At 61.2% G+C, this 18,057-nt stretch carries 17 protein-coding genes; 15 read left to right on the forward strand and 2 right to left on the reverse strand.

Annotated elements, in window-relative coordinates; translation table 11 throughout:
- The first annotated feature begins 211 nt into the window (after nt 1-211).
- From RJ1_RS46005 to RJ1_RS21655, 10 genes are all read left to right on the forward strand, one after another.
- On the forward strand, nt 212-1,486 hold the full coding sequence (locus RJ1_RS46005; protein WP_143048948.1) for a lipopolysaccharide biosynthesis protein: 1,275 nt from the start codon (nt 212-214) through the stop codon (nt 1,484-1,486).
- Entirely contained in the window at nt 1,476-2,081 is a 606-nt protein-coding gene (locus RJ1_RS48870) for a serine O-acetyltransferase (RefSeq protein ID WP_369691055.1), read from the forward strand. The genes RJ1_RS46005 and RJ1_RS48870 overlap by 11 nt, the downstream gene beginning before the upstream one ends.
- On the forward strand, nt 2,078-3,202 hold the full coding sequence (locus RJ1_RS21620; RefSeq protein WP_073363794.1) for a glycosyltransferase: 1,125 nt from the start codon (nt 2,078-2,080) through the stop codon (nt 3,200-3,202). Before RJ1_RS48870 ends, RJ1_RS21620 begins: the two co-directional genes overlap by 4 nt.
- A 46-nt stretch (nt 3,203-3,248) precedes the next feature.
- Nucleotides 3,249-4,016, forward strand: a complete 768-nt coding sequence (locus RJ1_RS21625) for a glycosyltransferase family 2 protein (RefSeq protein WP_162850371.1) — start codon at nt 3,249-3,251, stop codon at nt 4,014-4,016.
- A 54-nt stretch (nt 4,017-4,070) separates the two neighbouring features.
- Nucleotides 4,071-4,937 carry a WecB/TagA/CpsF family glycosyltransferase gene (locus RJ1_RS21630; protein WP_073363798.1) on the forward strand — a complete coding sequence of 289 codons (867 nt, stop codon included), beginning with the start codon at nt 4,071-4,073 and terminating at the stop codon, nt 4,935-4,937.
- Nucleotides 4,934-6,064, forward strand: a complete 1,131-nt coding sequence (locus tag RJ1_RS21635) for a glycosyltransferase family 4 protein (RefSeq protein ID WP_073363799.1) — start codon at nt 4,934-4,936, stop codon at nt 6,062-6,064. Before RJ1_RS21630 ends, RJ1_RS21635 begins: the two co-directional genes overlap by 4 nt.
- A gap of 103 nt (nt 6,065-6,167) precedes the next feature.
- Nucleotides 6,168-7,196 (forward strand): GDP-mannose 4,6-dehydratase, encoded by a 1,029-nt coding sequence (gene gmd / locus RJ1_RS21640; protein WP_073363801.1) that lies wholly within the window; start codon nt 6,168-6,170, stop codon nt 7,194-7,196.
- A complete protein-coding gene (locus tag RJ1_RS21645) occupies nt 7,193-8,158 on the forward strand; it encodes a GDP-L-fucose synthase family protein (protein ID WP_240319937.1) in 966 nt (321 codons plus the stop codon). Before gmd ends, RJ1_RS21645 begins: the two co-directional genes overlap by 4 nt.
- Nucleotides 8,159-8,206: 48 nt before the next feature.
- Entirely contained in the window at nt 8,207-9,532 is a 1,326-nt protein-coding gene (locus RJ1_RS21650; RefSeq protein WP_073363805.1) for a UDP-glucose dehydrogenase family protein, read from the forward strand.
- Nucleotides 9,533-9,600: 68 nt separating this feature from the next.
- Nucleotides 9,601-10,158, forward strand: coding sequence for a YdcF family protein (locus RJ1_RS21655; protein ID WP_073363878.1), 558 nt, complete (start codon nt 9,601-9,603; stop codon nt 10,156-10,158).
- Between the two features lie 39 nt (nt 10,159-10,197).
- Here the strand turns inward: RJ1_RS21655 and RJ1_RS21660 are convergent, their stop codons facing one another.
- Complete coding sequence (locus RJ1_RS21660) at nt 10,198-10,776, reverse strand: cold-shock protein (RefSeq protein ID WP_073363807.1); 579 nt, start codon at nt 10,774-10,776, stop codon at nt 10,198-10,200.
- A gap of 86 nt (nt 10,777-10,862) precedes the next feature.
- Here RJ1_RS21660 and RJ1_RS21665 point away from each other — a divergent pair, with 86 nt between their 5' ends.
- The gene (locus RJ1_RS21665) at nt 10,863-12,179 is read left to right on the forward strand and encodes an HNH endonuclease signature motif containing protein (protein WP_073363809.1); all 1,317 of its coding nucleotides are present in this window, start codon (nt 10,863-10,865) and stop codon (nt 12,177-12,179) included.
- Between the two features lie 96 nt (nt 12,180-12,275).
- On the opposite strand, the gene RJ1_RS21670 is transcribed toward RJ1_RS21665, so the two are convergent.
- Nucleotides 12,276-14,894 (reverse strand): helix-turn-helix transcriptional regulator, encoded by a 2,619-nt coding sequence (locus RJ1_RS21670; protein WP_073363811.1) that lies wholly within the window; start codon nt 14,892-14,894, stop codon nt 12,276-12,278.
- Nucleotides 14,895-15,182: 288 nt separating this feature from the next.
- Between RJ1_RS21670 and RJ1_RS21675 the strand changes: the two genes are divergently transcribed.
- The 4 genes from RJ1_RS21675 (at nt 15,183) to RJ1_RS21690 (ending at nt 18,056) form a co-directional block, all read left to right on the forward strand.
- Nucleotides 15,183-15,617, forward strand: coding sequence for a hypothetical protein (locus tag RJ1_RS21675; protein WP_073363813.1), 435 nt, complete (start codon nt 15,183-15,185; stop codon nt 15,615-15,617).
- A 163-nt stretch (nt 15,618-15,780) separates the two neighbouring features.
- Entirely contained in the window at nt 15,781-16,461 is a 681-nt protein-coding gene (locus RJ1_RS21680; protein ID WP_073363814.1) for a hypothetical protein, read from the forward strand.
- A gap of 111 nt (nt 16,462-16,572) precedes the next feature.
- Complete coding sequence (locus RJ1_RS21685; protein WP_073363816.1) at nt 16,573-17,826, forward strand: S8 family serine peptidase; 1,254 nt, start codon at nt 16,573-16,575, stop codon at nt 17,824-17,826.
- Nucleotides 17,823-18,056 carry a hypothetical protein gene (locus tag RJ1_RS21690; RefSeq protein ID WP_073363818.1) on the forward strand — a complete coding sequence of 78 codons (234 nt, stop codon included), beginning with the start codon at nt 17,823-17,825 and terminating at the stop codon, nt 18,054-18,056. Before RJ1_RS21685 ends, RJ1_RS21690 begins: the two co-directional genes overlap by 4 nt.
- Nucleotide 18,057 lies beyond the last annotated feature (1 nt).

Consider the following 18,057-nt stretch of genomic DNA (forward strand, 5'->3'; position numbering starts at 1 on the left):
CCAAAGATGCACGAAAGAAAATCTTCGCCCACGCGGTAGTGATCGCGCGTGCGACTAGCGTGCGGCGTGTTACCGAAAACGCTATTCTTATAGATGACTACGGATCTGTCACCGACTACTGGAAGACCGTCCGATGCTAAGCCAACGGGCATTGGGCGAGGGCTATTTACGTCCGCAGAAGTCGGACGTCAATGGGACAGTGCGACGTCTCGTGAAGTCAGCTGGAGTTCGTTTCCTCGTGCTCCCTGTAAGCGGGCTTGCAGTTATTCTAACTACGCGAATAATTACCACCAATTACAGCGTCGAAAATTACGCGATATTTACTTTGGTGGCTTCGCTGCCGTTTCTACTCCCACTGTCCGATCTGGGTATCGGCGCGGCGGTGACTAACGCTGCCGCTAAACTCCCGCAGGACGCCATCGCATTTGCTCTCATTCTACGGAAATGCCGGCGAGTTCTTTGGTCGGTGGCAAGTCTCGGATCTGTTGCCGCAGTTGTCGTCCAACTTGGCCTAGGATGGACCGCCGTGCTTAATTTGCCTGACTCGTCAGCAATAGGCTGGAGTGTCGCGGTTGCAATAGCGATCTATTGTCTGTCCATCCCAGCTTCCCTGGGTGCTCGTTTATTGCTGGGATTTCGCCGCAATAGCGAAGCCGTGGCGATTCAGGGAATGACTTCTGTTGTTACACTCGTCCTGATCTGCGTGCTTTCCGGAATTGGCGCATCGTATACAGTCGTGCTGCCTGCAGCTTTGGTAGGAATCGTGATTACGAACTGGGTATGTCTGGTGCGCGGATCGGGCGATCCTCGTGTTCGTGAAGCGAAGAGAATCGTCTCGGTGGCGAGTGGAAATACTCGCGGTACTCGGGTCTCGGTCTGGGCGACGGCTCTACCCATGCTGACGATCTCGCTAGCGCTGCCGTTCACATTTCAAGCAGACCGAATAATTTTGTCGTGGAATGCTGAACTGTCAGATGTCGCAGTGTACTCAGCCTGCGCACTCGTATTCTTGCCTGCGCTCTCCGTTGTGCAACTTGGTGGACGATCTCTATGGGGTGACTTTGCAGCAAATCGTGGTTCGCAACAGCTGCCCATGCTGTTTAGGCGATCACTTGTCGCCAGTTCGTGCATCGCCGGATTGGGCGCAGCAGGCCTTGTGGCTATCGGTCCGATAATTTCAAGTATTGCCACCAATGGTACGGTCCAGGTTTCCCGTGCGGTATTTCTTTCCTTTGCGGCTTTGCTTATCGCGCAAGGTCTTCACATGCCAGCAGGAATGTATTTGACGGACGTGACTGGGTTAAGGTTTCAGGCGGTATCGGCCATACTGATGGCGGCGGTGTCATTTCCTTTAGGAATTCTCCTTGCTGGGGAAATCGGAGTCACGGGACCAATAGTTTCCACCTGCTTTTCATGCGTTGTATTCCAGGTAGTTCCCTGTATTGTCTTTGCCAATCTACGAATGAGGGAATCTCATGGCGAATAGCCGAAGCCGGCGAAAGACGGCGATTAATAGCCGAGCTATTCTTTCGGAATACAATAAGCAAGACCTCGAGGCGCATGGTATCGAACGCTGGCGTCCAATATATTGGGTAACCCGGCCGGAAATTAGGTTTCAGCGCGCGCTTCGGAGTGTTGAGTACTGGTCGAACAAGACATCGTTAATCGCTCGACTAGTGTGGTCGGTGAAACGGCTGATCCTCTTTAGGGTGACCTTGCATACCGGAATATCGATTCCACCAGGGGTATTCGGTCCTGGTCTCGCTGTTGCACACCCCGGAAGCGTCGTCGTCAATTCAGACGCGATCGTCGGGCGCAACTGCCGTGTGCATTCGGGAACGAACATCGGAAGTTCTAGCCTTGGTGCGCCGCGTATAGGTGACAACGTATATATCGGTCCTGGTGCTGTGATATACGGCGCGATTGTAGTTGGGGATAACGTGGCCATCGGTGCAAACGCGGTGGTAAACCGAGACGTCGCGGCAGACGTGACCGTTGGCGGAGTTCCTGCGAGAGTGATTTCCTCCAGAGGCTCCGACGGCATCCATCCGAATTACTCAAGAACTGCGGGAAGACAATGACGGGTACATCTCTGCGAATCTGTGTCGCTATTCCTAGCCTGAGCGGCGGGGGTGCTGAGTTCGTGGCCAGGGAGTGGGCTGCGTGGCTCGCGCGAAGCGGCCACTCAGTGTCACTTGCTGTCACGCACCCGAAGGATACCGATCCTAAAATTCCAAACGTAGATGTGGTCCATCTGACAGGTAGCGGTTTAATATCGCATGCGAGGTCGTTGCGGAATTTGCTACGTCGGGAAAATGTCGATATCGTCGTCTCGTTGCTTCCATACTATAATCTGATGGCAATTCTAGCTGCCAGATCTTCTCGGACCGGTGTGGGCGTTGTAATTAGTGGTCGAAATGTGGAAGTTCCTTATCCGGAAGTGCACGGCACGAAGGTTGTCACGACCAGAATACTGTCGAAATTCCTATATCCATTCTGTGACGCTTTCGTCGCGATTTCACATCCAGTTGCTGCAGAAGCTGGCGCACTTTACCGAATTGACTCGTCGAGGATTGCGGTGGTACCAAATCCCGCTACCGCCAAGATTGAGTCAGACGGCCCGTACGAAAAAACCCCCGGGGTATACAGCGAAGTTCATGATAGTGGCGAGGTGCGCCCAATCAACATAATTCTTCCTGGTCGACTCGTAGACCAAAAGGAGCCAGCGGTCGCGTTGAGAGTGGCTGAAATCCTTCAGCGAGATGGTTGCGACGTGACGGTTCACTATTTCGGAGACGGGCCGCTTCGTTCACAAATCATGGAAGACGCGTCCTTTAGTGGTGTCGACGCAGTTGTTCACGGGTGGATAGAGGACTGGTATCGCCATGTCCCACAGAATTCCGTTGTTCTTCTTCCGTCGCGTGCTGAGGGGTTCGGCAACGTGCTCGTGGAGGCGGCCGCCGTCGGTGTGCCGGCCGTCGTGTCATCTCAGGCGCTGGGTTCCGCGGATGCCGTAATTCCTGGACTAACGGGTGAGTTCGCCCTGTCGAGAAGTGCGGACTCTTTTGCCAAGGCCGTTCGAAAAGCATCGAAGATCGAGATCGTGGGTGTAGAGGCGTGGTTGAAGAGATTTGGGCGGGATTCCAGTGGTGCTGCATTGCTTGCAGTATTGGAATCCGTGGCCGGGCGCAGGGCGGTGTAGGTATATGTCATCTCGACCTCGGGATAGACCAGTGACGATATCTATTGTGACTGTAGTTTGGAACAACATCGATGGTTTGATTGCGACGTGTCAGAGCGTTCGCGAGCAGAGCTATGCGCAGTACGAGCACATTATAGTAGATGGAGCATCTGTCGATGGCACGCAGATGTGGGCGGCGAATTATGCTTTAGATCAGAGGGTCACATTCATTAGCGAGCCAGATAACGGGATATTCGACGCTATGAATCGCTCGCTAACGCGAGTTTCTGGCCAGATCGTGGTGTTTATGAATGGCGGCGACAAATTTTACGATTCGCATACCCTTCGTGTGGTTGCGGAAAGCTGGGATGCCGAGGAGTGGTCGTGGGCGTATGGAGGTGTCGAATATGTCGATAAATTCGGGAACTTTATCGAGCGCTACATGCACGATCCGTTTAGGCGTAGAAATATCGAGTTCGGCCTGAAATATGTCCCACATCAGTCGACGTATGCGAGCCTTGACGTCTTGCGAAACTTGGGTGGATTTCGTGAGGAGTTTGGAACGTCGTCTGATCAAGAATTAATTGTCCGATTAGCGGGACAGTGCGAGCCAAAAGTGTTTGACCAGTACTTATCAAAGTTTCTGTCGGGAGGTGCGCACTCGAAAGGAACGATGTTTGAGCGCGCCAAGAGGTACCACGCAATCCGGCGGGAAAACGGATGCCTGCTCTTGTCAAATAGAATTGCGGATAGGGCGTTTTCGTTCGCTGAGGGGTTTTGGTGGTCGATTCGGGCGGCGTTGGCGAAGTATATCAAGAGAAAGCCAGTATTGTGAGTAGAAGTTGTGCGGATGGCTGGATGGCTGCTTTCGGTTGTGAGGGGCGCCGGAATGCCGAACGATAGCATTAGTCCCTGGTCTGAGACGTTTTCCGTCGCTGGCGTCCCGTTTGTTGCCAGCCCTTTCGCTACGTCGATTTCCTACTTCTTAGAGTCGTCGAGGGATATTCAGGTCAAGGGTCGAGCGATTCGCTTGGCGAATGCATATAGTGTCGCGTCCGCAACGAAGGACGTAGCCTACAGGCGTGTGATGCTCAGCGGCGGATTCAATTTGCCCGACGGTCTACCAGTCGTCTGGTACATGATGCGGTCCAACAGGCGTGCGCCAGAGCTCGTGGTCGATCGGCACCGAGGTCCCAGCTTCTTCTATGAGTGCCTCGATCGCGGTCGTGAGTTCGGGACAAGGCATTTCCTGTTGGGCGCGACCGAAGAGACGATCGCGCTTTTGGCGGATCGGCTCAAGAGTAAGTATCCCGGACTTGCAATATCCGGAACTTGGGCGCCGCCGTTTGCGCCACTCGATGATGGTTTCTTCACCAAAGCGGCAGAGTTGATTCGGGCGAGTCAGCCCGACATTGTGTGGGTCGCTATGGGAACGCCCAAGCAAGATTTTGCGGCGCTTCGAATATCGACGCTTACTGGAATCGACTCAGTTGGTGTTGGCGCCGCGTTTGACTTCGGTGCCGGGACGGTGGCGGAAGCGCCCAAATTGATCCAGGATAGTGGATTCGAATGGTTGTATCGGCTGTGCTGTGAACCACGACGCTTATGGAAGAGATATTTCTTCGGGAATGTGAGATTTCTATTCCACGCTGAGGTTGCCTTGGTTCGTGACCGAATTACGAGTTTAGTTTGCAAGATTCGAACACGTAGAGGTGGTCTGCGTGGGGCGAACGTCGATGGTCAGGTGCCGAAATGAGTAACGGTATCGATTTACTGATGGTCGATCAGGTTGATCCGTTTACCGTGGCCCCGAACGGCATCGACACTGTGATTCGAGGTCTGATCAAGTACTCAGCCTCTGAGCGGATTGGAATTATAGGCTCTACATCCTCTTCGGCAATTCGAGTGGGACAGTGGACGTGTATTGAGGTCGAGGGTAGGAGTGTGCTGTTCCTGGCGGTGTCAAAGGGTCGGTCGACGCATTGGCTGGTCTCGCGGGTGCCGGACTCGGTGCGTCTGACGTTTGGTTTGGTTCGGTTTCGCAACAGGATTCCGCGTGTTCGCGCTCATGCGCATCGTGTTGAGATTGGTGTCGTTCTGCGGGGATTGCTTCGGGCTGAGTATGTTCAGTTTATTCATAACGATTCGAAAGGGCTGTTGGGTGCAGAGTCGGATTCGTTGTGGAAAAGACTTTCCTCTGCCTATCGATGGCTCGAGTTGCGAGCGCTGCGTAATGCGTCAGCGGTAGTGCTATTTAACAAGTCCGATAGTGGTCGATTGAGGGAGATTCGCAGCGACCTGTTCGTGGCAACGACCTGGTACGACCCTTCACTGGTTGCGACTCGCGTTTCACAAGATTCGTGTGACGTTTTGTACTTATGTTGGGTCGGCCGCTTTGAGAGTCAGAAAGACCCATTGTTGGCTGTAGCCACGTTAGCATGCCTGGTGGAGCGTGGAGTAGATGTACGAATGACGTTTGTCGGCAGTGGATCAATGCAGTCCGAAATGGAGGCAGATATTCGCCTGCGCGGTCTTTCGGAGTATTGCGTGTTCACCGGATCAATACCGCGTGCACAGGTCTTGGATGAGATGGCTCGCCAGACCGTTCTCCTGATCACGTCACACTATGAGGGTTCGCCTACCGTACTGGTTGAGGCGGGTGCTTCCGGGCTTCCTATAGTGGGCACGTACGAATCAGACCCGGATCATCTTGTGAACAATCACGAAAACGGTGTCGTGGTTAGATCTCGGGATCCGTTCGTTATCGCGGATGCGGTCATCGCAGGTCGGGTTTGCGAATCAACGGCATGTCGTGAAGCCGTTTCGGAAAGGTCCGGACCGAAGATAGTTCCACAGATTCTGCGCTTGGGGCGGACATCGTAGGGGTGGTTGAATCTACCGGAAATTGAGCCGGTAGCAGTCTATTTGGACTGATCGGGTTTGGTCAGAATGTTCTTTATCGAGGTTAAAGTGAGGCTGAGTCAACATGAAGCGTGCATTAATTACGGGAATTACCGGTCAGGATGGCTCATACCTGGCGGAACTCCTTCTGGCGAAGGGGTATGAGGTCCATGGTCTGATTCGTCGGTCGTCGACATTCAACACGGCCCGGATCGAGCACCTATACGTCGACCCCCATGATCCGGAGGCCAAGTTATTTCTTCACTACGGAGACCTAAGCGATGGGGCGCGTTTGGTTACGTTGCTCGCACAGATTCGTCCTGACGAGGTGTACAACCTTGCCGCGCAGTCTCACGTGCGTGTGAGTTTCGACGAGCCTGAACACACGGGCAACACGACCGGCGTTGGCTCGGTGCGTCTTTTGGAGGCCGTCCGCCTCGCCGGTTTGGACTGCAAGTTCTACCAGGCATCGAGTTCTGAGATGTTCGGTGCGACCCCGCCGCCACAGAATGAGGAGACGCCGTTCTACCCACGGTCGCCGTACGGTGCGGCCAAGGTCTACTCGTACTGGGTCACAAAGAACTATCGCGAGGCGTACGGCATCTTCGCTGTCAACGGTATCTTGTTCAACCACGAGTCTCCCCGTCGCGGTGAGACGTTCGTGACTCGAAAGATCACTCGCGCCGTCGCGCGGATTAGGGCTGGGATCGAGGAGAACCTCTACATGGGTAACCTCGACGCGATCCGCGACTGGGGCTACGCACCGGAGTACGTCGAAGGAATGTGGCGGATGCTGCAGGCCGAGGAGCCTGACGACTACTGCCTGGCGACGGGTGGCCGATACTCCGTGCGTGACTTCCTCACAGTGGCATTCGAGCACGCCGGTTTGGACTGGGAGAAGCACGTCCGGTTCGATGAGCGTTACCTCCGGCCCACCGAAGTGGATGCGCTGATTGGCGACGCAAGCAAGGCGGAAGAGAAGCTGGGCTGGAAGGCCGCGGTGCATACACCCGAACTGGCGAAGATCATGGTCGATGCCGACATCAAGGCGCTCGAGCACGAGGGCCGGCCCTGGATCGATTCGCCGTCCCACCCGGACTGGGAGATCCTGTGATTCCCCAAACGCCTGCGTCTCTCGACCGGGCAGCTCCGTTCTTTGTTGCGGGACACCGCGGGCTGGTTGGTTCGGCCATCTGGCGAAAACTTGAAGCTGCTGGATTCGGCCGGTTGATCGGGCGATCGTCGCGCGAGTTGGACCTGCGCGACCGGGCCGCGGTTTCCGCGTTCTTCGCGGAAGCAAAGCCGCGGTATGTCGTGCTGGCGGCTGCGAAGGTTGGCGGGATCCTGGCGAACAGCAGTTACCCGGTGGACTTTCTGTCTGAGAACCTGCGCATCCAGGTGAACGTGTTGGACTCGGCGCTGGAGCACGGGGTCGAACGACTGCTGTTCCTGGGGTCGTCGTGCATCTACCCGAAGCTTGCTCCACAGCCGATCAAGGAGGAGTACCTCCTCACTGGTCATCTGGAGTCCACGAACGATGCCTACGCCATCGCGAAGATTGCGGGGATCCTGCAGATTCAGGCGGTCAGGCGGCAGTACGGGCTCCCGTGGATTTCCGCCATGCCGACAAACCTCTACGGCCCTGGAGACAACTTCTCCCCACAGGGATCGCACGTGCTGCCGGCCCTCATTCGACGGTTCGATGAGGCACGTCGCCGCGGCGCCGAGTCGGTGACAAATTGGGGGACCGGGTCTCCGAGACGCGAATTCTTGCATGTGGATGACATGGCGTCGGCCTGCCTTCATCTGCTCGAGAATTATGACGGCTCGGACCAGGTCAATGTTGGCACGGGAGAAGATTCCACGATTAGAGAAATCGCGGGGATCGTTGCTGAAGCGGTTGGCTACGACGGCCGGATCGAGTGGGACACCACGAAGCCTGATGGCACACCACGCAAGCTCCTCGACGTCACTAAACTGCGTCAGTCCGGATGGGAGCCCACGATCGGCCTCCGGGATGGAATTGCGTCGACGGTTCAGTGGTATCGCGAGCATGTGAATTCCGTCCGCACCTAGATGACGATCGAACCCGGCGTGTCCGCTGTCTTTGATAGGTAACTCGAAATGACAAAACGCATAGCAGTGTTCGGCACCGGCTATCTGGGGGCCACCCATGCCGCCTGCATGGCTGAACTGGGACATGAAGTACTCGGCGTCGATGTCGACGCGGCTAAGCTTGCCAAGCTCGAGGCTGGTGAGGTGCCCTTCTATGAGCCGGGTCTCGAAGAGGTCCTGAGGCGGAACATCGCTGCAGGACGCCTTCGCTTCACGTCCTCCTACGAGGAAGCGGCCGAGTTTGCCGACATACACTTTCTCGGCGTCGGCACCCCGCAGAAGAAGGGGGAGTTCGCTGCCGACCTGAAGTTCGTCGATGCGGTCATCGAGACGCTGGCACCACTTCTCACCGGTCCGGCCGTAATCTTCGGTAAGTCGACGGTCCCCGTCGGAACTGCTGAACGGCTGGGCGCGCGTGCACGTGAACTGTCGCCGGCCGGAGATGCCGTCGAGGTAGCTTGGAATCCCGAGTTCCTGCGCGAAGGTTTCGCCGTTCAAGACACCTTGCACCCGGATCGTCTGGTCCTCGGAGTAGACCGCGATCGTCCCGGACGGGCTGAGGGGGTCGCACGCGAGGTGTACGCGCAGCTTCTGGACGAGGGCATCCCGTTCCTGGTTTCTGATCTTGCAACTGCCGAACTGGTGAAGGCCTCTGCGAATGCGTTTCTCGCGACCAAGATTTCGTTTATCAACGCGATTGCTGAAGTGTGTGAAGCCTCCGGCGCCGATGTCACGGTGTTGGCGGACGCAATCGGCCATGACGCTCGCATTGGCCGCCGGTTCCTGAACGCCGGTCTCGGCTTCGGCGGCGGTTGCCTTCCGAAGGACATCAGGGCGTTCATGGCGCGGGCAGGTGAGCTGGGTGCAGACCAGGCGCTCACCTTCCTACGCGAAGTCGACAACATCAATATGCGGCGCCGAACCCGAATGGTCGAACTCGCGCGCGAAGCATGCGGTTCGCTGCTGGGCGCGAGGGTCGCGGTGCTGGGTGCAGCATTCAAACCGGACTCCGACGATGTGCGTGATTCGCCCGCCCTGAATGTTGCCGGCCAGATTCAGCTACAGGGTGCCGCGGTCAACGTGTACGACCCCAAGGCCATGGACAACTCGCGGGCGTTGTTCCCCACGCTCGGATACTCGGACACCGCGCTGGACGCCTGCGAAGGGGCCGACGTCGTTCTGGTGCTGACCGAATGGCCCGAGTTCCAGAAGCTTCAGCCCGCAGATCTTGACGCCGTCGTCCGCAAGAAGGTCCTCATCGACGGACGCAACTGCCTCGATCCGCAGCAGTGGCGCGACGCCGGCTGGATATATCGGGGACTTGGCAGGCCGTAGCGGGTTGTGGGCAGCAGACGAACTGCCTCGTCCAGCGACGCGAAGTGATGCCGTCTACCCTGGGGTCGGTGCAGCGTCTGACGGTCCTTGCAGTAAGTGCATTCGGCGCTGCCGCTGTCGGCATCGCCGGCCTGGGGGTGGTGGGCCACTTCGCCTACACCAAATCGCGAGTCGATCCGATGCGGCCTGTCGATGCCGTCATCGTGCTCGGTGGTGAGCATGACGGTCGCGAGGAATACGGCATCGAGCTTGCGCGGCAGGGTGTCTCCGCGAACGTCGTGCTGTCGCACCCGTACTGGAGGGGCGACCGCAAGATGGCGGAGTTCTGCGCCATCCAGGATCAGCGGTTCACCGTCACCTGCGTCCCGCCGCAACCGAGTACGACACGAGGAGAGGCACTGTTCACCCGCGACCTCGCGGCGCAACACGGGTGGAACAGCGTCATGGTGATCAGCTGGCGGTACCACCTGCCGCGTGCGCGGTACATCTTCTCGCGGTGCTTCGATGGCGACATCGTGATGCGGCCCGTCCCACGGGACTACGACTTCAGAGTCGCCCACTGGGAGTACATCTACCTGTACCAGACGGTGGGGTTCGTCAAGGCTTTCTTCCAGGGGCGCTGCTGAGTTCTCGACACTCGAGATGACAGCAAGCGGCGGGCAGTTCTACTCCACCTTCCGAACATTCAATGCGCGGTAGTGGTATCCGTCCTGCGTTCCGCCGACCATCGTCTCGGGTTCGAATGTCACCTGCTCTCCCGGCGTGAGCGAACGAAAGCCCGGGCCGGCGACGTTGCTGAAGTGAGTCCACGCTCCACCAGGGGTGGCGCCGGAATCGATCACACCCCAGCCCTCTTCGTCGCTCCACGTGCGCACGATTCCGGTAATTCGGTCGGCGTGTATCCGAGGCGGCACGGGAGGGAAGTCCGCATCGGTGAGCTCCCGCGCCGTGCCGTCGGGAAAGGTGATCCACACTCTGGACGAGAACGGGCTGTCCGACGGCGGTGCGATGTATGGTTCGCTGCCCGCGGGCCACGCTCGAATCGTGTAGAAATCGCACCCATGCATGGGGCTATCGAGTGTGCCCCACTCGAACTCCACCTGCTGGCCCTCGCGAAGCGCGGGGAAGCCCTCGACCGCCACACTGTGGAACAGCGTCCAGCATCCACCCGGCGTCTCGTCGGAATCGATGATGCCCCACATCTCCTCGATGCCCCAGCTACGGACGACGCCGGCAGTTGTCATGTCGTCATTGTTGCTCGGTGTGCGTTCAGGTGGGCGAGTTTTCGCAGGCTATTGACTCGAATGTATGTTCGATCTAAGATTCGAACATGGGAATCGGGGAGGATATCCAGGGGGCGTTGCCGGACGAGATTCTGGCGACTGCGGTCGGTGATGCGTGGCGTCTGGCCGAGGCGGAATTGCTCGACTCGGTGGTGCGGGTGTCGGAGGAGATCCAGCGGCTCGAAGCCTTGCGCGTCAAGCTGGTCGGTGCGGTGGACCATCGCTGCCACGTCGATGTGCTGGGGTTTCCGAACGCCAAGATGTGGCTGGCGTCGAAGACGTTGCTCGAGGTGGGTGCGGCGGGGCGAATCGTGATGCTGGGCCGGGGTTTGCGGTTCCAGCCGGAGATCGCGGATCAATTCTTTCACACCAACATTTCGGCGGAGCACGCTGCGCTGGTCATGAAGTTCTGTGAGCGGCCACCGACGGGCATGCCGGACGAGGCGTTGGACGACTGCCGGAGGGCGTTGCTGCTCGCGGCGACCGGTCCGACCGCGAACACCGATGCGGTGCGTGCGGTGATCGCGCGACTGGAGCGCGTCTTCGAATCCGATGATCCGCCGCCGAGTGAAGACACCGAACGCAACGAGTTCCATGCCTCGAAGACACTGAACGGGCGGGTCGCGGTGAAGGGTGACCTGGATGCGGTGACCGGTGAGATGCTGCTCTCGGCGCTGTCCGGGCTGTCGAAGCCGCGGCCGGCGCAGGATGGAACGAAGGACGAGCGCACCCCGGGGCAGCGGCGGGCCGACAGGTTCACCGAACTCCTCCGGCGTTACCTCGATTCGGGGGTCGCCGGTGAGGAAGGCGGGGAACGGCCGCACGTCTCGCTGCATGTCAACGTCAAGGATCTGGTCGACCACGGCGACTGCGGTGCGCGGGAACCGCACGGTGCCCCCGCAACAGACGAGGGCCTTTTTGCCGTCGATGGGGTGGCGTGGACGGAATGGATGGGGCCGCTGAGCATCACCGCGGCTCGGCTCCTGATCTGCGATTCGATCGTGACGCCGATCGTGCTCGACGGGAACGGGTCGCCGCTCGATCTCGGTGTGTCGACCCGAACCGTCACCAAGCGGCAGCGAAAGGCGTTGGTGGCGAGGGATCGGGGGTGTGCGTTCCCGGGGTGCGGTGCGCCGCCGTCGTGGTGCGAGGGCCACCACATCGTCCATTGGTCCAAGAGTGGTCCGACCGATATGGGCAATCTGGTGCTGCTGTGCGGGTTCCACCACCGGCTGCTCCATCACAGTGACTGGGAGATAGAGATGGGGGCCGATCGGTATCCCATGTTCATTCCGCCCAGGCAGGTCGATTGGGAGCGGAAGCCGATCCCGGCCCACAACCGGGGCCGGCCCGGAGCGGCCTGACCACGGCGGGACACAACACCACACACGACGCCGACTCGGCGGCAGGACGGGTTCCTGTCGCCGCACCGGCATGCCGTCGTGGCGGGATTGCCGGTGTCAGCGAACCGTCGTCCCCATCGACTCCGCAAGTCCATTGCGATCAGCGACATCAAGTTTCATACACGCCCGGTAGACGTGACCCTCCACCGTCCGCACCGACACGACCAACCGATCAGCGATCTGCCGATTCGACAAACCCGCCGCCACCATCGACCCCACCTCCCGCTCTCGACTCGTCAGGGGGAGTGGATGGGCAGCCTCCACCAGAGCGGGAGACGACATGTGGTCGCATCGAGCCGACAACGCCTCCGCCGCCGCAGCGCACTCGATCGAACGTCGTCTGTCTCCTGCACGAGTGAAGGCGATTGCCGCCCAAGCATAGCCGTCGGCAGCATCGGGCAAGGCGCCGATCCGCTCGAACTCCGCCGCCGCCGACGCCACACCGCAACCGTCGCCCTCTTCGACTGCCGCGGCCTGCCGGGCGGCTACCGCCACGAGGTCGCCATCGCACACCGTCGTCAACTCGGCAAGCCGCGAGGCCGCCGACGTGTCACCGAACCGGGTGGCGAGGTGGAGCGCCACCGCCTCGACACCGAACTGTCCGGCGGTGCAGGCGGAATTGGCCGCCGATCGCGCCAGATCGACCGCACGCGAAGTCTCACCCCGCGCTGCCGCGAGCCAGGCCTTCGATAACTCGAGTTGGGGGCCGAACACGGCGACGTGCCGGCCGTTCCGGGCCTGGGCCTGAGTAATGATGTGCTCGGCCTCGTGAACGCGACCGAGCGCCGCATACGCCTGGCCGAGGGCGATGTAGGCGGGGAAGCTCCACGAGATGGCGTCGGCGGTATCGCCCACATCGAGGGCGGCGATCGCCTGCTCGAGGCGCTGCGCGGCGTCGGTGAACCGACCGCGGGCAAGTTCCACGGTTCCGACCAGGATGTTCGCCAGCCCCCACGCAACGTATCGGCCGCTCGACGCCAAAGACAGATACTCGTCGGCACGCCGCTGTGCTGCGTCGAAACGTCCGGTCAGGGTCAACGCGAGGATCTCGCCGTGTCCGGCCGGGAAGCGCAGCAGCCCGTCGATCTGATCGGCCACCGCAGCGCTGCGCGCCGCCAGTTCCGGCACCCGCCCTCCCCGTCCCATCAGTGCAAGGGACAGCCCGCCGCCGAAGAAGGCCCACTCGACCGCCCACGGCAGTACCCGATCGGCAGCGAGAATCGCCGTCGCCGCCGCTGCCGCCTCCTCGGGCCGGTTCTCGAATACCGCGCACACCGAACCGATTCCCTCGATGATCGGTACGAGGCTGGGGTGAGTGACCCTCTCGCGGAGAACTGCAAGAACCTCGTCGGCTTTCTCCGACTCGCCACTCGCCCAGAAAAGGTTCGCGATCCGCGACGTGCCCCACCGCACCAGCTGCACCTGATCCAAACTGTCCGGCGCAAAGGAGAGCAACAGCGATTCCGCCTCCGTTGCGTGGCCCTGCCACAGCAGCGCCCGGGCGAGGAGGTCTGCTGCCTCGAATCCGTGGGTCTCGTCGAATGCGGCACGGGCGAGTCGTTCTCCCAGTGGCACATTCGCCAGACCGATCGCATCCTCGGCCGCAGTGACCAGCAGCTCGGAGTTGACGGACCGGTCGCTGTCGAGGGCCAACTCGGCCAGTCGAATCCGATTCGCGGGGCCGACCACGGCCCGGCTGCTCAAGGCCTCCACGAGCTGCCCTCGCAGTCTCCGGCCGGCGGCGCGCCCCACCCGTCGCCGGATCACTTCACCGAACAGGGGATGGGTGTAGCGGACGTCGAGCCGGTGGCCGTCCTCGACGATTCGGACGAGCCCGCGTCGCTCGGCCTCCTCCACCGAGTCCTCGCCCGCCAGCTGCCCGAGGACGTCCAGATCGAGCGGCTCGCAGAACGTGAGCAGCTGCAACGCCTGCAAGACGTCGATCGGAATCTGATCGATCCGGTGCTCCAGTAGCGACGCGAGTTCGGACGTGATCGCGGCGCGCCCCCGCAACTGCCAGACGCCCCCGGACCGGCGCAGCGTCCCCGCTTCCAGCGCACCCTCGACCAGATGCCGGACGAACAGCGCGTTCCCGCCGGACGCTTCCCAGATCATGTCGGCGCTCAGCCCCTCCAAGGGGCCGTCCAGCACGGACTCGATCAACTCGATGCTCTGGTCCCGGCTGAACGGGGCCAGTTCGAGCCGCAGGAGGTGACCGTCCTTCCACAGCGAGGTGATCGCATCGGGTACGGCTTCACCGTTGCGGACGGTGGCGACGATATGCACCGCCCGGTCGAGGGCAAGCTGGTGAAGGAACGTCGCCGACAGCTGATCGAGGAGGTGGGCGTCGTCCACGCCTACCACCAGGTCGCGGCTGTGGCCGTTGTCGAGGAGGGCCTGCCGCGCGGCGGACAGGAAGGCGACGGGATCTCGTGAGGTGGACGCTCCGACCAGATGGGCGAAAACACCGAGTGGGATGCTCCGCGCCGATTCGGTGCCCGCCACCCATTTCACGTCGCCGGGCAGTGCCTCGGTGGCGAATCGGGCGAGGGTGGTCTTGCCGACGCCGGGATCGCCCGTGAGGACGACACCGCATCCCCCGGACCGAGCCGTGAGCGACGCGGTGATCGCGTCGAACTCGACTTGTCGCTGAATCAGAGGCCACGTGGGACCCATAGGTTGATTCTAGATTCCCGCAGCGCAGGAAACAGTAGCGCGCCGAGTATCGGGCACGAGTTGTGCAGCGAATCAGCGTAATACAGCCGTGAGGTCGCTTTCGGTCGTGATACTCCAGAAGTATCGACGGGTTGCGCCGTCGGAGGCGGACGCGAGTTCGGTTTCGTCGTCGAGTCGACGCGTGCCTGATGCGGTCGCGTAGAGCGGTACTCGCGAGACTAGCCACATTCTCGGCCACGCTGAATGGGTATCGCGGAAAGTTATTGCGACGAACTACAGGAGAAAGTCATGACCGCGCGGCCGGAGGAGCCCTTCTTCAGTTGGACGGCGAGGCGGGTCGAATTCGGCAGATCCGAATCCGCAGTCCTGCTGTTGGACGAACTCGTACCGCTCGGGGCCAACACGGCACGATTGATCGCCACCCGCGACGACGACACCGACGTCGAGTACCTCGCCCTGATCGTCGGCGACGTCACCGACTGCCACGACGTCGCCGTCCGCTGTGTCGACGAGGAGACACTGCTCATCGAGGGCAGCCGGTGCGAGTCGTCACCGGAAATCCTGATCGGGCTGTCGGCCGCGCCGGCACTCTGTGGTTGCACCACCGAGCAGCACATCGACAGTCAACTGTGCCTCGAAGGTCCCGTCCGGGCGATGATCGCGTCGGTCGGGGTGCGGTCCGTCGTCGTCGACTGGTACCACGGCGCCTCCGCGGCCGCATGAACCGAACTACTCTGCCCGTCACTTCGGTCCCGGGAAAAGTCGGGTAGGACGCCACTCGCGGAATTCGGGACCGCGTGCCGGACCGTTGAAGACGTTCAACGACCACCGCTCCGGTGGCTCCGACAGTCACCCTCCGGTCGCCGCCCTCTCGAAAGGAACAGCCATGTCAGTAATCAACGATTCCCACGACGCCACCGATCAATACGTGGACGTCGGGGAGCTGTCCGATGACGGCGCGAGTACCGCCGCCCGACCGGGTGCGGGACCGATCATCACGGGTGCCGACCTCTTCGCGCCCGCCGCACTGCCGGATCCCGACGCCGCCAGGGACAAGGCGGAAAGTGAAGGGGCCGAACTGGACAGCATCGACTGGGACACGCTGACCGCCCCGGATGATCCCCTGTCGCCGACGGCGGAAGTTCAGGGTTTCACCCGAATCGGAGGCACCGGTCGCATCGTGTTCGGCGGCGGAGTTCCCGTCGGCGGATGGACGCAGATGGTGGTGTTCCCCGACGGAAGCTACAACTACAGTGGGCACCTGCACGTTTCGGGCGCCACCAGCTACACCGTGTCGGTCGCGTGGGTCCTCACCACCGGTTCGGGCCACCCGTCGTTCGTGATGCCGGCGAAGGGCCGAGTGCACGGCACATTCGAGCCGGGGTCCCGTGACTTCGACTGGAATCGGAGTGGAACCAATCCGGCGCTGCGGAATGCCTGGCCCATCTTCAACGCGCAGGGCTACAGGTGGCGGTGGTCGGCGGCAGCGAACCTCGATATCACCCCGCTCGTCGACAACATCAGCAAAGCCCTCGGCGTCGTCGGGGCGGTGGTCGCCCTCCTCTGAACGTCGGCCGGCGGTCGAACCCCGTCCGACTGCACCGTGTCCGGTGCCCTGGTGCCGGACACGGTGCGCACCACTTCACTCGAATGATCCAACTCAATCAAGGACGACATCGTGATATCACACGGAAATTCTTACGGCGACAACGACGGCGACAACACGCTCGCCGCCCCCTCCGAGCCCGAAGTCACGGGCAGCCACGTCGTCGTGTTCACGGAAGGCAACCGAAGGGACGGCGCGCAGACTCTCCGCGACGTTGCCGGACTGTCCGACGTGGCAAGCAGCACCGAGTTCGAAGCAAGCGCGGTAGACCTGTCGGAGACGCGGGCAGCCGACGCCGTTGTGTTCGACGAATTGGGGATCGCGGTGGTGACCGCCGACCCCGACCAACTGGCGACGCTGCAGGCCTCGGCCGCGGCAGAGGACGGCGCCGTGCTCTCCATCGAGCCGGAGTTGATGCACTACGCACTTTCGATCGGCACGGACCCTCGGGTGCAGGCCGAACTGACGAGTTTCGCCGATACGTCGGAGTTCACGTGGGGGCTGCACGCCACCAACGTCGCCGCATCAGCGTGCGGTGGCTTCGGCGTCAAGGTCGCCGTCCTCGACACCGGTTTGGATCTGACACACCCCGATTTCGAGGGCCGCACCGTGACCGCCCAGTCGTTCGTGCCGGGCGCCGGCCCGCAGGACGGGCACGGGCACGGCACCCACTGTGTCGGAACCGCGTGCGGTCCCAAGACCCCGAGCGGCACTCGGCGCTACGGCGTGGCCCACAAGGCGGACATCTTCGTCGGCAAGGTGCTGTCCGACCAGGGGCGTGGACCCGACCGAGGAATTCTCGCCGGGATCGAATGGGCGATCGCGAACGGCTGCCAGGTGATCTCGATGTCGCTCGGCGCGAACGTGGAAGCCGTGTCCGTTGCGTACGAGACGGTGGGCAGTCGGGCACTGGCGTCGGGGGCGTTGATCGTCGCGGCAGCGGGAAACAACGCGAACCGGGCGGCAGGGAAGATGGGATTTGTCGGCCCGCCCGCGAACAGTCCGTCGATCATGGCCGTCGCCGCGCTCGACTCGACGCTCGGGCTGGGCAACTTCTCGGCCCGCAGCAACCCGGTGATCGGTGGTCAGATCGACGTGGCAGGTCCCGGGGTGGGCGTGTTCTCCACCGTTCCCTTGCCGACGCGGTACGGCTCGAAGAGCGGGACGAGCGTGGCCGCCCCGCACGTTGCCGGCATCGCGGCGTTGTGGTGCGAGGCAACCGGGCGCACGGGAACAGAACTGTGGGCCGTCCTCACCCAGCAGGCCCGCAGACTCATGCTGCCCTCCCTCGACGTCGGATCGGGAATGATCCAGGCACCGGCATGATCGGCATCACCGTCACCGTCGACGCCGACCACCTCGACAACATCGAGGCGGTCGGCGCGGCGCTGCGGCAACGCGGCATGCGCGTCGATCAGATACTGGGCACGATCGGAATCATCTCCGGTGCTGTCGGAGACGAGGACCGCACCGTCCTCGAATCCGTTCCCGGAGTGCAGTCCGTCGAAACGGAGAACACCATTCGGATACCGCCGCCCGACGCCGACCCGCAGTAGC

The sequence above is a fragment of the Rhodococcus jostii NBRC 16295 genome, assembly GCF_001894825.1.
Classification (GTDB): Bacteria; Actinomycetota; Actinomycetes; order Mycobacteriales; family Mycobacteriaceae; genus Rhodococcus_F; species Rhodococcus_F jostii.

Excerpts from the sequence above, each read along its gene's own strand:
- RJ1_RS48870 (WP_369691055.1), top strand. The coding sequence starts at position 1,476 with ATGGCGAATAGCCGAAGCCGGCGAAAGACGGCGATTAATAGCCGAGCT.
- RJ1_RS21670 (WP_073363811.1), bottom strand. The coding sequence starts at position 14,894 with ATGGGTCCCACGTGGCCTCTGATTCAGCGACAAGTCGAGTTCGACGCG.
- RJ1_RS21630 (WP_073363798.1), top strand. The coding sequence starts at position 4,071 with ATGCCGAACGATAGCATTAGTCCCTGGTCTGAGACGTTTTCCGTCGCT.
- RJ1_RS21665 (WP_073363809.1), top strand. The coding sequence starts at position 10,863 with ATGGGAATCGGGGAGGATATCCAGGGGGCGTTGCCGGACGAGATTCTG.
- RJ1_RS21660 (WP_073363807.1), bottom strand. The coding sequence starts at position 10,776 with ATGACAACTGCCGGCGTCGTCCGTAGCTGGGGCATCGAGGAGATGTGG.
- RJ1_RS21635 (WP_073363799.1), top strand. The coding sequence starts at position 4,934 with ATGAGTAACGGTATCGATTTACTGATGGTCGATCAGGTTGATCCGTTT.
- RJ1_RS21675 (WP_073363813.1), top strand. The coding sequence starts at position 15,183 with ATGACCGCGCGGCCGGAGGAGCCCTTCTTCAGTTGGACGGCGAGGCGG.
- RJ1_RS21650 (WP_073363805.1), top strand. The coding sequence starts at position 8,207 with ATGACAAAACGCATAGCAGTGTTCGGCACCGGCTATCTGGGGGCCACC.
- RJ1_RS21680 (WP_073363814.1), top strand. The coding sequence starts at position 15,781 with ATGTCAGTAATCAACGATTCCCACGACGCCACCGATCAATACGTGGAC.
- gmd (WP_073363801.1), top strand. The coding sequence starts at position 6,168 with ATGAAGCGTGCATTAATTACGGGAATTACCGGTCAGGATGGCTCATAC.
- RJ1_RS21690 (WP_073363818.1), top strand. The coding sequence starts at position 17,823 with ATGATCGGCATCACCGTCACCGTCGACGCCGACCACCTCGACAACATC.
- RJ1_RS21620 (WP_073363794.1), top strand. The coding sequence starts at position 2,078 with ATGACGGGTACATCTCTGCGAATCTGTGTCGCTATTCCTAGCCTGAGC.